Source organism: Dehalococcoidia bacterium (genome assembly GCA_003597995.1).
Taxonomy (GTDB): Bacteria; Chloroflexota; Dehalococcoidia; order Dehalococcoidales; family UBA1222; genus SURF-27.
In genome coordinates, this window is the sequence record QZJY01000052.1 from 1 (window position 1) to 12788 (window position 12788).

The following is a 12788-nucleotide window of genomic DNA, read 5'->3' on the forward strand; positions in this document are numbered from 1 at the left end:
TATAGCCGCTCCGGTAATAACTTTCTACATAGATTTGCTTCATCCGGACTCCCCATCTTCACCTCCCAGAGAGTCCAATATGTTTCTGAACTTTTGCAGAAGAAAACAGAGCATGTTGCATCACGCTGGGAGAGGACTTAGAATTACCAGGTAACTATAAGGAGGTTATCATGACGGACGCAGGGAAAAAAGGCAAAAAAACTTCCGCCGATAACTTCGGCGATATGTTCGAGTCCTTCGGCGCCGCCCTCGGCCAGATATTCAACGACCCCGAGCTCAAAGCCAAGGCTAAAGATTTCGGGCAATCGGCGGCAGAGTCAGCCAGGACTTTCGCCGGGCGCTTCAAGGATGAGGATGTAAAAGCCAAATTCCGCGACGTGGGCAAAGCTGCCGAGGACTTCGGCAAGAGCGTGGCCGATTCTTTCAAGAGCGACAAGGACAAAAAGAGTTGAGTTTCGTTTGACTCTGAAGGAGTCGATGTTACATGATCAAGCAATCAATTAAATTACGGAATGTCATAGATTAAGGTAGTAATGGAATGTTTATTTATATTTTAAATTAGGTAATCATCCCATAAGAGTAGATACTAATATTGACAGGCCTTCTCCGTAATGATAAGCTAACCGCCTCAAAGAAAAAGAGGAGGGCTTATCATGGACAGTGAAGTGCAAAATATATACACTGATGGTGTCAGCATTGGAGTCTCCCCCTTTACGGTTCAACTAGCCTTTACTATGGCACCGCCTGGACAAGGGGGCACCATGGCTCCTGTACCGGTAGTGAATGTTCGAATGAGTCTGGAACATGCCAAGGTCTTAGCGATGCTCCTCAAGAGACAGTTGAAGGCATTTGAGGATGCGATGGGCACTCCGATTCAACTTCATCCGCAGATTTATACGCAACTTGGTATCAGCCGCCAAGAAGAATGGTAACATACAACGATGGAGGAAACTTATGCCTAAAACAGTGAAGCCGGTGAAGTCAATTCGGGTGCTGTCCTCAGCATCCACAGAGCCAGCAGCAAGGCTTGTTTCAATAGGCGACACGGCAATTCCTATGCAGTTTAGCAGAATGGATTTTGATTCTGTCTTGCGTAAAGTCAGTCGTCGTATTGATACTAACAGACCTGACCTAAAATCACCTTAAACATTAGCACTTTGTCGTTTCGGTGGTTATACCAGAAACCTTCGATCATTAAATTATTAGCAGTCATCGTGATAGTGGCGCTGTTGGCTTCCGGATGCGGTTCAACGAAAGCCGCCGCGCCGACAACAACCACTACTCCCACCACCACCACCACGACTTCCGCCGCCCCGACCACCAGCATCCCGCCATCAACAACGACGGCCACCCAGCCGGCTCCCTCTAGCGGGACCGCTGCGACCACCAAGGCGGTCTATATAATACATGCGCCGCTCGGCGGGGTCGATGACCTGGACGCCAGGGTCAAGGTCGGCACAACCGTGCGCTGGACGCCGGTAGGCCATGAAGACCGCACACTGGTCAGTGATGTTCCAGGGTTACTCGGCGGCCTGCTGACTTCAAACCCGTGGGTCGAATATACATTCGACCAGGTGGGAACGTTCTATTATCACTTCGCAGAACTTCCCAATTTCAGGGCATCGATTGTCGTCACACCATAATTGGTGGTAGCTTCAGCGAAATAAAAAGGAAGAGGCTAAACCTCTCTCCTTTTTTGATGTCTAAAACACTTTTTACGGGGCTTGATTGATTCGCTTGCGGGATGATGTATTTTAGTGGTGGAGGGGACTGGATTCGAACCAGTGAAGCCCTTAGGGCGACAGATTTACAGTCTGTTCCGATTAACCGCTCCGGCACCCCTCCAGATGCCAACACTTTAGTTAGACAGAGCCCGAGAGGGGACTCGAACCCGCTAACCTACCGATTACAAGTCGGTTGCGCTACCGTTGCGCCACTCGGGCATGTTTGCCGCTCTGAGCAACGGCATACTATTATAGATAAAGGCGGCGCACGAAGTCAAACAATTCATTGTCATTCTGGAGATTTTAAGTAATCGGTAGAGTGTTTTAATGTCCCCCTTTGGCGAAAGGGGGATTAAGGGGGGTTTTCTCCATGAACTTGACCGAATAGGAAAATCCCTCTCAGCCTCACGGCAGTCTCCCTTTTGCGAAAGGGAGAGATGCACCTCTCCCCAAGCTTGAAGGCGTTACTTCTTGTCTTTCTTGCGGTAATGTCCGAGCATCTCTAAATCTATATAGTGGAAAACCTCGGCCAGCTTGAAACCCTGGCCCTCGGCCATGTCCTCTGCCCGCTTGCGCAAACCCTCGCGCAACTCGGGTATCCTGTCGCCTACCTGGCTCTTGTGGCAGGCCAGCGCCTGCATCTTGAGTTCGAAGGTATCCGTGATGTCCAGACGCAGATTGATATCCTCGCTGGCAGTGAAATACATCTCTTTAACCTTGTGCGGCTCTAATCCTTCCGTCAGCATATCGGGATAGGCCAGATGGTCGCGTGCGTAGGGATAGACCGCATCCAGCACCACCTGCCCGGCAATGCGATGGTCGCGGTGCCAGATGTAGCGGCGGTAGGGGTCGAGGGTTACAATGATGTCAGGGCGGTAAAGGCGGATCTGGCGCACAATATCTTTACGCAGTTCGGGCGTATCCTCCAACCCCTGGTCAGAATATCCCAGGTAAACCACTTCGCTGACGCCGAGGACGCGAGCAGCTTCGCGCTGTTCAACCTGTCTTATGGCGGCAAGCTTTTCGGGAGTCAAAGAGCGGTCTGATGTGCCTTTGTCGCCATTGGTGAGGATGACATACACGACTCTTTTGCCCTCTCGTGTCCAGCGCGCCACCGTGCCGGCACAGCCGAACTCGGAGTCATCCGGGTGGGGCATGATAACCAGCACGTCGGCTTTAGAGTGGGTCAAGCAGTCGCCTTTTGAGTTAAGTTTTTGGACGCGAGGATAGCCTGATACTCAATCTCAATCTTACGCGCAATGGCAGACCAGTCATATTCCAAGACAGATTGCCGAATGAGCTGAGCGTCAACGCTTTCAGAGTCTAACACGGCAGCCAGCCCATCTGCCAGATTCTGCGGGTTGTTATCGCTCACCAGGCATCCGTTTTGACCATCGCGTATGACCGCCGGGGCTACGCCCACCTTTGTGGACAGCACGGGTGTGCCGCAGGCCAGAGATTCCAGAATCACCAGGCAAAAGCTCTCGTAGTAAGACGCCACCACTGAGACATCCGCAGCATTGTAATACAATGGAAGCCTGCTCTGGGCTACCGTCCCCAGAAACTCGACCGCATCGGATATTCCAAGTTGTCGCGTCATATCTTCCAAACGCGATACTTCAGCCTGGGAGTGCTCATCTCCGCCGATGACCAGCAGCCGGGCGTCCGTCTGAGGTTTTAAAAGACTCATCGCCTGCACCAGGTTGTCTATGCCTTTGAGCGCCTCGATGCGCCCGATGAAAAGAATGATTTTGCCATCGCCAAGGCCGAGAGAGCGCCGCGCCTCAATCCTGTCTTGAGGCTTGAACAGGTCGGTATCGACACCGCAGGGGACGACGCTTATCTTATCAGCCTGCGCTCCGTATAGGCGCACCAGCTCTGCTTTTTCAGGCGAGGTGGCGCAGACAATACGTTGCGAGCCATCCACCAGCTCTTTTTCGGCAGCCAGCCTGACAGCGGACTCGGCCTCGCCGACCGGCAGGTGGTTCTTGATGGCTCCCAGCGTATGGAACATGACCGCATGGGGGATGCCCCACTGGTGGGCAAAACGCAGCCCCACAGAGCCGGAAAGCCAGTAGTGGCTGTGCACCAGGTCGTATCTGTCCCCATCGCCCTGTGAGAAAGCTTCCATATTCAAAATAAAGTTGGGCAGGTGTTCGTACTGTGCCATCTTGCCCATGTCTTCCACCGGCCCGGCCTGGATATGGATGACGCGCACATTCTCTGATGGATGGTCCACCTGGGCGTCGCGCGGGTCGTGGGCGCGCGTGTAGATGTCCACGCAGTGCCCCAGCCTCCCCAACTCGCGCGAAAGCTCGCGCACATAGACGTTCATGCCGCCGGTGTCGCGCGTGCCGAGCTGCCCCAGGGGACAGCTATGAATACTGAACATGGCGATGCTTAATCTTGATGACATAGGTAGAAAACTTTACTGGAGGTCGATGACGCAGCGGGAGAGCTTTGCTTCGCGGCCTCCAAGGCGGAATTTATAGACCTCAGAACCTTTCAGAAAATCGAAACCTTTTTTGCGCTCTTCTATGGCCTGCTTTATGCAGTACAGCTTTGAGACCAGTCCGACGTTCATTTCAGCGTACTGCGGCATATATCCACTATTATACAAATATATTCTATCATTGTGTTCAAAGTAAAGTATAGCCGCCACACGCGCCACGCCTACATCCAGAAAAGCCAGCCTGAGCAGCCCATAAGATGACATGGCAGCCGCTATCTTTTGGAAAAAGGAGCGCATTTCGACAGTCATGAACAAGGCCTTGTCGTGCCGGCTTTCCGTCATCATTTGGAAGAAAACGGCAAGCTCATCCTCCCCGACCTCAGAATCTCGCAGGACAAGGAAGCGCACTTCGGCCACTTTGTCTAATTGCCGCATCTTGCGCTCTACGTCGCGCCGCTGCTTCGATTCCAGCGAGGCGAGATAGGTTTCCCAGCTTGTGGGCAGTTCCATTTCGAAGGAGACTTCAATCTGCGAACAGGCGGCGGGGGCGCCGCGGCGTTTGCCTTCCTCCACAAAGTTATGTCCTCCTACGGACTCCGGCCTGAGCGTCTCCATTACAAGCGATTTGACCTCGTGAGCAGTGAGGTAGTCCAGCAGCGCTCGCGCGAAAGCATCTTCTTTACCCGGAGCGGTAATAAAGTCGAGATAGTCACAGACAGAGTTGTCCCCGATAAATGAGGCGACCCCATCCTTGAGCTTCAGAGGAGCTATGCCGATTACTTCTTCATCCTCTTTAACCACCACGACCAGCGGCTCATAGCCCGCGCCGAAGACCTGCCACCAGGCATCCAGCCAGTCGGGCAGAACGAAAACGCTGGGCCAGCGGAGGTTGTTTCCTCCGGGTAGGTAATATCTTCCCATGTTTTCCAAATTTTCTTGCGATACTGAGTAAGGCATGAAGTTGCACCCCTGACAATTCATACTATTACTTAAGTGACTTCTACAGGACTAATGGAAGCAGCCTTGCAGCGACGCCGCCAATCAAAATGGCTGTCGCCAGATTCGTTCCTATAATTGCCCAGGCAGCCTTCCAGCCGAATTCCTTTGTCAACGCGCCGATAGTGGCAAAACAGGGATATATTGTCCCCACCAAAGCCAGCACAATGAGCTGGACAGGTGTGAGCACAGCAGCTAAGTTCGTGCCAAATATGACGACTGCCATTAGGAGTATTAGCTCTTTTCTGGCAGCGCCGAATATCAGTAGTGTTCCCGCAATAACCGGTAACCCCAGCCACCCTACGGTCAGAAATGATAGGGCATCGTTCACCGGCTCGAGCCAGCCGAGGGCATACGCTCCCTGGACCGCCGCACTGGCAATTATATATATAGGGAAAACCATAATGATTAGTCCCTTGGCCCGTGCCCAAGTCTGTTTAGCCATAACAGAGAATGAAGGCATCTTAAAGGAATGCATCTCCATTATTAGCCCCGTCAATTCGCCAGGGATTGCCTTTACAGCCAATTTGACCACCACAAACGTGATGAGCAGGTCGATTACATAGAGCGCCAATGCCCACCAGATACCTATGAAAGCAGCCACCAGACCGAGGATGATGATAGTCCTGGCAGCGCAAGGAGCAAAGGTAATGGCCAAGCCTGCCAGCAATCTCTCTCGTCTGGTAGTCATGATTCGTGTCGTATAGATAGCGGGGACATTGCAGCCGTAACCCAGAATTATGGGTATAATGGCTTTGCCGTGCAACCCCATCTGATGCATGGCACTATCCAGCATAAAAGCCACCCGGGTCAGAATGCCCGAGTCTTCGAGTGCCGCTAGCATCAGATAGAAAGGGAGCACATAAGGAATAACCAAAGTAGCTCCAGCTACAAATCCTCCGAAAACACCGTTCCAGAGAATGCTCCAGAGTGTTCCACTTAATTGCGGACTTACCGGTTCGAAGAAGCTGAGGGCATTGGACATCAAGCCGGACAAAAAGTTCCCAACAGTGAATGTCCAGAGAAGCAAGCCGGCAATCACGGCAAACGCCGTAAGGTAACCAAACACTTTATGCGTCGCAAACCGGTCTATCCTGTCTGAAAATGCCGGCTTTACAGTTTCCTGTATCTGGACGTCATGCGCAATTTGGCTGGCCAGCAAGTGTCTCCCGGAAGCCACCACCACAAAACTAGGCTGCTTATAGACATCTTCTATCTTTTTGGCCAGAATCTTGGAGACGCGAACTGCATTTTCCGACTTCTGGCTAACCAGTTCTGTAATATTGGTATCGCCCTCGAGCAACTTAATCGCCACTACCCTCGAAGGATATCCCAGATTTAGTCGTTCCGCCTCGATTAATCCGGTTAGCTCTTCGGCATAAGCTTCCAGGTCATTCCCGAATTTGATCGGATTCTTAACCGGCTCTGGTTTACATTCGGCAATCTGGACTGCTCTTTCAATTAGCTCCCGTATTCCTTTGCCCTTGGCAGCTACAGTCGGCATGACCGGAACACCCAGCAGAGCTTCGAGCTTTTTGTCATCTATTACTATTCCCCTAGCGCGGGCCACGTCCATTTGGTTAAGACAAACGACCATGGGGATACCCATCTCCATTAGCTGAAGGGTGAAAAAGAGGTTCCGTTCCAGGACCGGAGCCCCGATAACATTGATAATAACATCCGGCTTTTCATGAGCTATGTATTCCCTGGAAACCAATTCCTCCAGAGAGAATGTGGACAAAGAATATATCCCGGGCAGGTCGACGATAGTGACGTCGTAACCATCGAGGTGTAAAGTACCTTCAGCCCTTTCCACCGTTTTTCCCGGCCAGTTGCCTATGGTTTGTTGTGAACCCGTTAATTGATTAAATATTACGCTCTTGCCGACGTTGGCATTTCCAGCCAGGGCAATAGTCAGGCGTTTCCCGATGCCGACGCTTTTTTGTTTCTTTATACCGGTTGTTGTATGACACGAACCCAGATTAACCAATTTCATGACCTGCAAATTCATTTGCCAGTCTTTCCACAAAGACATTGCATACTATCTCATCCCCCAGCGCAAGTTTGGAACCTCTCACGGCTATTTCCACTGGTCCTTTTAGCGGAGCAATTCTACTGACTTTTATTTTAGTTCCGGGTGTCAAACCCATGTCCAACAGCCTCCGCAAAACCTTGTTGTCTCCCCTGATAAAGGCAATCGTGCCTTCCTGTTTCTCTTTTAGAGAGGACATTGAGACTACTTTGGCGTTTCTTTTGCCCACTTTTTCCAGGTCATCTCCACCCCATTGTTGGCACTCCGCGCAACTGGAAAAACCGAGGTTGCAGGCAGGAATGACCTTCTCATCATCGGGGCATTTAGCCGGAGATTTTAGGGTCTGACAAAGAGCGCGTTCTGTTTCATCCGAAAGTGCGTGTTCCATGGCACAGGCTTCTTCATGGACCTTGTCATTGCCAATATGAAGCATGTCGTGGAGAAATCGTTCCAACAATCTGTGTTTTCGAGCCATCTTCTCGCCTAATTCAAAGCCTTTTGGAGTGAGAGTCGCGCCTTGATAGCGTGAGTAGCTTACATAGCCAGTATCTGCTAACTTTCTCAACATTTCAGTAACGCTGGCAGGTGCGACCTTAAGCAGCCTCGATATTTCAGTTGTGCTCGCCGTTTTACCACTCTGCGTGAGGGTATACAAAGCTTCCAGATATTCTTCAGTATTGGCGCTCATTCTAATCCTCCCGAATTAGGCATACCTACTATTTAGGTATACCTAAGATAATAATGTAGTTTTTCTTTTTTGTCAAGGGGACGAGGATGCGAATTCACGCTATCATTGTGAGGAAGGCAATGCCGGGTGGGCAGTTTGCTTATCCGTTGACGCACGTTTGACAGGCGCGCTCAAAAACCATAGACTCAACTAATATATTCCTCGCTATGATAAGATAGAAAACCAGACATGCTAAAAGAAGGTATACCCGTCGGTCGCCTGTTCGGCATCTCTATCAGGCTGCATTATTCCTGGTTCATCATCTTCGCCCTGGTGATATGGGCGCTTTCCAGAGACTATTTTCCAATGGTTTACCCGCATTGGAGCGCAGCTATTTCCGTTTCCGCCGGGGTCATAACCAGTTTACTCTTTTTCGCCTCGCTGCTGGCGCATGAGCTGATGCACAGCCTAGTGGCACAGCGTTACGGCATACCCGTGAAGGCTATCACCCTTTTTATTTTCGGCGGTGTCTCGCAGATAACTGAAGAACCGCACGACGCTCGCACCGAGTTTCGCATTGCCATCGCCGGGCCTTTGACGAGTATCACATTGGGTGGCATATTCTGGCTGTTGTGGTACCTGCTGCCGCCATCCCTGGATGTCGCCGCCGTCTCTTTCTGGCTGGGATGGATCAATATCTTTCTGGCGCTATTCAACCTAGTGCCAGGCTTCCCGCTGGACGGCGGGCGCGTACTGCGGTCAATCATCTGGTGGCGCACAGGCAGCCTGCGCCGCGCCACCAGACTCGCCTCCAACATCGGGCGCGGCATCGGCTTCATCTTCATTTCTGGAGGGGTCTGGCTGGTATTCACAGGGGACTGGTCGAGCGGAATATGGCTTGGTCTGATCGGATGGTTCCTGGCGAGTGCGGCAGCCAATAGTTACCGCCAGATGGTAATACAACAGGCGCTCGAAGGACATGAGGTGAGCGAGATAGTCAGCAGCGACTGCATCGCTGTTTCGCCCGACCTGAGCATTGAGCGGCTGGTCAACGAGTACATACGGCCGACGGGCCGCCGCTGTTTCGTAGTCGTGCGGGAAGGAATCACATTGGGTCTGGTTACGCTGCAAGAAGTAAAGGGCGTCCTGCGCGACATGCGAGCGCGCATAGTCGTGGCGCAAATCATGAAGCCGATTGACAAGCTCATGCAGGTCACACCCGACGAAGACCTCTCAACCGTGCTGAATATTCTGACGCAGGAAAATCTCAACCAAGTGCCTGTGATGGTGGATGGACAGATGGTCGGCATGGTCACACGCGAGAGTCTGCTCAATTTTGTCAGCCGGCATGAGCGCAAAAGCTCCTGATTGCACGCTCAAAACCGGTGTGAGAATTTGAGAACCGCTGTTAAAAACAAAACCGGATTCAGCCGCCTCTTCCCCGCATGGTTGCTTCTTTTTACGCTGGGACACTTCAGCCACCACCTGCTGACCGCTCTGCCTGTCCCCTTGATGCCCTTTATTCGCGATAACTTCTCGCTGGACTACGCGCGGTCGGGGTTGCTGCTATCCGTCTTTTCCATCACCTATGGCCTCAGCCAGTTGCCCTCCGGCTGGCTGAGCGACCGCCTGGGTACTCGCATCCTCATGGCTATCGGCATCTGCGGTGTGGGGCTGGCGGGAGTACTTATCGGCTTTACCAGCGGTTATGTAATGTTGCTGGTGCTGCTGGGGTTGATGGGTATCCTGGGCGGAGGATACCACCCCTCCGCGCCACCCATAGTCTCGACGACGTTGCCGGCCGCAAACCGGGGCAGGGCCATCGGCGTGCATGCCATTGGCGGCAGCGCCGCCTACTTCATCGCCCCTCTGATAGCATCAACCACTGCTGCGACCTGGGGCTGGCGCTCCTCGTTCCTGGTCCTAGCAGCGCCCACTCTGGCATTCGGGCTTCTTCTATATTTTTTGATGGCGGGACGAAAACCGAAACAGGAGGTTGCCAGCGATTCAACTGAATGCAAAGTTATTCCACGTAAAGCGGGGAACAGGCACGACCTTTTAGCCTTTATGGCACTTTCCAGCGTTACTACGATAGTAACGATGTCGGTGATGTCATTCATACCACTTTTCCTGGTGGACCACTTCGGCATGAGCCAGGCATCCGCCGCGCTGGTAATCGCCATCGTTTATTTTACCGGTATCTTCGCTAACCCGGTCTCTGGTTTTCTCTCCGACCGTGTTGGACGTATCCCGTTGCTGGTATCCGCCAACCTGGGGCTACTGCCAGTGCTTTTCTTCATGAATTCTGTGCCCCAGGGCTGGGGCGTGAACCTTGTGCTTGTTTCCATCGGCATCATCATAGCCATGACACAGACCAGCTCGGAATCACATATCGTGGGGAATGTAGCCGAAAAGAACTGCTCGTCGGTGCTGGGGGTTTATTACTTCACCAACATGGCAGGAGCCGGCGTTTTGACCCCGATGCTGGGCGCCCTCATCGACGCCAGAGGGCCGCGCTTCAGCCTGACCATCCTCACCCTGGTGCTGGGAGCAGCTGTCCTGGCCTATTGCCTGCGACTGCTAAGTCAGCGACACTTCAAGCCGCAAACTGAGATATAGCATCGTTTTTGTCATGTGCATCTCACATTTGTTCAAGAGACTCTCTTCCACCACCACCACCACCGACAACCATAAGAATCCCGCAGAGAATAATCAGCCCGCCAACGACTTCTTTAATTCCTGGAGCTTCACCAAGTACGGCCCATCCCAGCAATGTGGCCCCGACCGGCTCGCCCAGAATGGCCACGGAAACAACGGTTGCCGGCAGCCGGCGCACCGCCAGATTCAGCGATGTATGCCCGATAAGCTGCGGCACCAGACCCAGCAGCGCCAGCATCCAGTAGGTTTTTACGGAGTAACCCTGGAAGCTCTCGCCCGCGATGAACGCCGCCGCCAGCAGCAAGATAGCGGCCAGGGCATATACCATAGCGAGGTAGCTGAGCGCGTCTATGCGCTCGCGGATGTGACGCCCGGCCAGCAGATACCCCGCCATGGCGCCCGCTGCTGCCAGCGCCATCAGGTTGCCTTCAAAAACAGACGAACCAAAGCTGAAACTGCCGAGGTTTATCACAATAAGTCCAGCGAAGGCCACCAAAATGCCGAGCACTGCTGCGTGACCCAGCCGCTCGCGCCACAGCACGAAAGACAAAACGGCGACCATAGCCGGGTGCGAGGTTACCAGTACCACCGAGCTGGCGATGCTGGTATGACTTAGAGAGGTTATCCACAGCCAGAAATGCAGTGCCAGGGCGGCTCCAGCCACGATGATAAGCCATGCATCGGGAGATTCAAGTATCTTGAACGTGTTTTTCAGTCGCCCGACAGCAAACGGCAGGATTACAACCGACGCGATGAGCATGCGGCTGGCGGCGATGACCAGCGGAGGAGCATCAGCCTCACGTATAAGAACCGCCGCCGAAGAAATCGCGGCCACACCGACAAGAATCAGGAGTAAGCTGAAACGAGGTATTCTAGCCACAGCCGTATATTGTGGCATACCACAGAGAAAGTATCCAGCCTATTGTGAGTGGGAGAATGGAAAAAGCTAGCTGGTTCTCTGTCTGAAGGCCTCGTACATCACGAGGGCGGCGGCCACCGAGGCGTTGAGAGAACTGATTCTGCCGCGCATGGGGATAGATGCCAAGACATCGCATTTTTTACGCACCAGGTCGGCAATGCCCACCCCTTCACCGCCTACGACGATGGCGGTGGGCAGCTTGAAATCCACCTTGTCGAAGGTCACGCTGCCGGAGGCTTCGATGCCGACCACCCATACACCCTTCTTTTTTAAGGTCTCGATAGCCTGCGCAATATTGGCCACCCTGGCCACAGGCACATATTCGATAGCGCCTGCCGAGGCTTTGGCAACGACGGGGGTCAGTCCTACTTCCCTGCGGCTGCGGATTATCAGGCCGTGTATGCCAGCGGCATCCGCCGTGCGCAAGATAGCTCCCAGGTTGTGCGGGTCTTCAAGCCCGTCGAGTATGCAGTACAGCGGCTGCTCGCCTTTCGTACGCGAGATTGCTAACAGGTCTTCGAGGCTGACATATTCCTTCGCGGCGGCGTAGGCCAGCACACCCTGATGTACTGCAGTGGAGGCACTTTTCTCCAGAATCTTTCTGTCCACATATTCGAAGGGAATGCCCTGCTGGCGGGCAAGGGCAAGAATCTCCGCGATGGCGCCATGCCGTTCGCTGTCCCGCGCCAGCATTATACGATTCACGGCGCGGCCCGAGCGTAGCGCTTCAAGTAGCGGTTGCCTGCCTTCAATGATGTCAGACATGGTGTAAAGAATAGCATCCCGGCGTGCGGGATACAAACATGGATTTCATATATTTGTAATGAATCCGCCTGTCTATTGGATGATTTATTGATGTGCCCGGAGACATAATCCTTGAGAATAATATCTGCAGGAGGATAGCATGGCGGATAAAGACGAGAAAAAGGCCATCTCATACAGCGAATGCCCTAAATGCCGTAAACATGGCTATTATCAGTCAAAGGAGTTTTATGCCTGCCGCTACTGCGGCTACACGGCGGCTGACACCAGAGCCAAACAGGAATTTAACCGCCCTGCCGATAAGCTGGACCACGGCACCAAACCCGGCGGCTTGAGATATTAACGCTCATGTTCTGAAAAGCGACTCGCTGCGAGTAGAGGTCTGCCACGACGTGCTCGTGGTCGACCAGCCAGTAAACACCATATCATGACTACGCCGTAAAATCGGTATTTGGACATCAACTCAAAATAAACTTCCCCGACCTTACGGTCGGGGTATTAACAGATACGAACTTCGTTCGGTCCGCTTCGCGGCGAACTACATCCCTCGACCACAATGGTCGGGGTATTCGGGAAAA

13 protein-coding genes and 2 tRNA genes are annotated in these 12788 nt (G+C 52.9%); 6 read left to right on the top strand and 9 right to left on the bottom strand.

Annotated elements, in window-relative coordinates:
• Positions 1–170 precede the first annotated feature (170 nt).
• From C4542_06715 to C4542_06725, 3 genes are all read left to right on the top strand, one after another.
• The gene (locus C4542_06715) at positions 171–452 is read left to right on the top strand and encodes a hypothetical protein (GenBank protein RJO61256.1); all 282 of its coding nucleotides are present in this window, start codon (positions 171–173) and stop codon (positions 450–452) included.
• Positions 453–653: 201 nt separating this feature from the next.
• On the top strand, positions 654–932 hold the full coding sequence (locus C4542_06720) for a hypothetical protein (protein RJO61257.1): 279 nt from the start codon (positions 654–656) through the stop codon (positions 930–932).
• Between the two features lie 282 nt (positions 933–1214).
• Complete coding sequence (locus C4542_06725) at positions 1215–1643, top strand: hypothetical protein (protein ID RJO61258.1); 429 nt, start codon at positions 1215–1217, stop codon at positions 1641–1643.
• Between the two features lie 115 nt (positions 1644–1758).
• Here the strand turns inward: C4542_06725 and C4542_06730 are convergent.
• From C4542_06730 to C4542_06760, 7 genes are all read right to left on the bottom strand, one after another.
• A tRNA-Tyr gene (locus tag C4542_06730) sits at positions 1759–1845 on the bottom strand.
• Positions 1846–1870: 25 nt separating this feature from the next.
• A tRNA-Thr gene (locus C4542_06735) sits at positions 1871–1943 on the bottom strand.
• Positions 1944–2188: 245 nt separating this feature from the next.
• Positions 2189–2881 (bottom strand): PIG-L family deacetylase, encoded by a 693-nt coding sequence (locus tag C4542_06740; GenBank protein ID RJO61267.1) that lies wholly within the window; start codon positions 2879–2881, stop codon positions 2189–2191.
• A 29-nt stretch (positions 2882–2910) separates the two neighbouring features.
• Positions 2911–4140: a glycosyltransferase family 1 protein gene (locus C4542_06745; GenBank protein ID RJO61259.1), complete on the bottom strand. Its 1230-nt coding sequence runs from the start codon at positions 4138–4140 to the stop codon at positions 2911–2913.
• 12 nt (positions 4141–4152) lie between these two features.
• Positions 4153–5157, bottom strand: coding sequence for a GNAT family N-acetyltransferase (locus C4542_06750; GenBank protein RJO61260.1), 1005 nt, complete (start codon positions 5155–5157; stop codon positions 4153–4155).
• Between the two features lie 19 nt (positions 5158–5176).
• The gene (gene feoB / locus C4542_06755) at positions 5177–7168 is read right to left on the bottom strand and encodes a ferrous iron transport protein B (GenBank protein RJO61268.1); all 1992 of its coding nucleotides are present in this window, start codon (positions 7166–7168) and stop codon (positions 5177–5179) included.
• On the bottom strand, positions 7155–7892 hold the full coding sequence (locus C4542_06760) for a metal-dependent transcriptional regulator (GenBank protein RJO61261.1): 738 nt from the start codon (positions 7890–7892) through the stop codon (positions 7155–7157). Before C4542_06760 ends, feoB begins: the two co-directional genes overlap by 14 nt.
• Before the next feature lie 228 nt (positions 7893–8120).
• On the opposite strand from C4542_06760, the gene C4542_06765 reads away from it, so the two are divergent.
• Both C4542_06765 and C4542_06770 read left to right on the top strand, forming a co-directional pair.
• Positions 8121–9239 carry a site-2 protease family protein gene (locus tag C4542_06765; protein RJO61262.1) on the top strand — a complete coding sequence of 373 codons (1119 nt, stop codon included), beginning with the start codon at positions 8121–8123 and terminating at the stop codon, positions 9237–9239.
• Positions 9240–10490 (top strand): MFS transporter, encoded by a 1251-nt coding sequence (locus C4542_06770; protein ID RJO61263.1) that lies wholly within the window; start codon positions 9240–9242, stop codon positions 10488–10490.
• Positions 10491–10512: 22 nt separating this feature from the next.
• On the opposite strand, the gene C4542_06775 is transcribed toward C4542_06770, so the two are convergent.
• Positions 10513–11427, bottom strand: a complete 915-nt coding sequence (locus C4542_06775; protein ID RJO61264.1) for a DMT family transporter — start codon at positions 11425–11427, stop codon at positions 10513–10515.
• Positions 11428–11475: 48 nt separating this feature from the next.
• Positions 11476–12213: a 23S rRNA (guanosine(2251)-2'-O)-methyltransferase RlmB gene (gene rlmB, locus C4542_06780; protein ID RJO61265.1), complete on the bottom strand. Its 738-nt coding sequence runs from the start codon at positions 12211–12213 to the stop codon at positions 11476–11478.
• 139 nt (positions 12214–12352) lie between these two features.
• On the opposite strand from rlmB, the gene C4542_06785 reads away from it, so the two are divergent.
• A complete protein-coding gene (locus C4542_06785) occupies positions 12353–12553 on the top strand; it encodes a hypothetical protein (GenBank protein RJO61266.1) in 201 nt (66 codons plus the stop codon).
• Positions 12554–12788: the final 235 nt, after the last annotated feature.

Excerpts from the sequence above, each read along its gene's own strand:
- C4542_06715 (RJO61256.1), top strand. The coding sequence starts at position 171 with ATGACGGACGCAGGGAAAAAAGGCAAAAAAACTTCCGCCGATAACTTC.
- C4542_06720 (RJO61257.1), top strand. The coding sequence starts at position 654 with ATGGACAGTGAAGTGCAAAATATATACACTGATGGTGTCAGCATTGGA.
- C4542_06740 (RJO61267.1), bottom strand. The coding sequence starts at position 2,881 with ATGCCCCACCCGGATGACTCCGAGTTCGGCTGTGCCGGCACGGTGGCG.
- C4542_06745 (RJO61259.1), bottom strand. The coding sequence starts at position 4,140 with ATGTCATCAAGATTAAGCATCGCCATGTTCAGTATTCATAGCTGTCCC.
- C4542_06750 (RJO61260.1), bottom strand. The coding sequence starts at position 5,157 with ATGAATTGTCAGGGGTGCAACTTCATGCCTTACTCAGTATCGCAAGAA.
- feoB (RJO61268.1), bottom strand. The coding sequence starts at position 7,168 with ATGAAATTGGTTAATCTGGGTTCGTGTCATACAACAACCGGTATAAAG.
- C4542_06760 (RJO61261.1), bottom strand. The coding sequence starts at position 7,892 with ATGAGCGCCAATACTGAAGAATATCTGGAAGCTTTGTATACCCTCACG.
- C4542_06765 (RJO61262.1), top strand. The coding sequence starts at position 8,121 with ATGCTAAAAGAAGGTATACCCGTCGGTCGCCTGTTCGGCATCTCTATC.
- C4542_06775 (RJO61264.1), bottom strand. The coding sequence starts at position 11,427 with ATGCCACAATATACGGCTGTGGCTAGAATACCTCGTTTCAGCTTACTC.
- rlmB (RJO61265.1), bottom strand. The coding sequence starts at position 12,213 with ATGTCTGACATCATTGAAGGCAGGCAACCGCTACTTGAAGCGCTACGC.
- C4542_06785 (RJO61266.1), top strand. The coding sequence starts at position 12,353 with ATGGCGGATAAAGACGAGAAAAAGGCCATCTCATACAGCGAATGCCCT.